Source organism: Hylemonella gracilis ATCC 19624, assembly GCF_000211835.1.
Lineage (GTDB): Bacteria > Pseudomonadota > Gammaproteobacteria > Burkholderiales > Burkholderiaceae_C > Hylemonella > Hylemonella gracilis.
Map to the genome: position 1 here is coordinate 1 of NZ_AEGR01000028.1, position 432 is coordinate 432.

The 432-nt window shown below is 68.3% G+C and carries 1 protein-coding gene; it reads left to right on the forward strand.

The window, feature by feature from the left end:
* Positions 1 to 190 precede the first annotated feature (190 nt).
* Positions 191 to 432, forward strand: a 242-nt coding sequence (locus tag HGR_RS17710; protein WP_006296400.1) for a DUF455 family protein, incomplete at its 3' end; no start/stop codon positions are given.

A 432-nucleotide genomic window follows, 5' to 3' on the forward strand; every position in this document is an offset into this window, starting at 1 on the left:
AGCTGGGAAAGCTTCTGACCCAAGGTCGCTCTGCGAACTGCGAACTGCCATCGGCCCGCTGGCACGGCGGGCCTGTCGTTGGTCGGCCGGCCTGCGTGTCCGCAAGTCAAGCCACCCTGCTGCGCGCGCATGTGCGGACACTGGGATTCGACGACGGTGACTTTCCAGCCCATGGCGGCCCGTGGCGCAGATGGCCGAGCGCATCCGGGACGACCTGCTGGCGCGGGTGGCTCTGGTGCCGAGCACCCTGCAGGCGCGGGGCTTGGACGCCTCGCCCGCCTTGAAGGCCAAACTTGTGTCCATCGGTAACGCGCGCGGCGATGAAATCCTGGACCTCATCCTGCGTGAAGAGATCGGTCATGTCGTCACCGGCAACCGCTGGTCCGCCTGGGCCTGCGCGCAGCGCGGTCTGGACCCGGTGCGAACCTACGC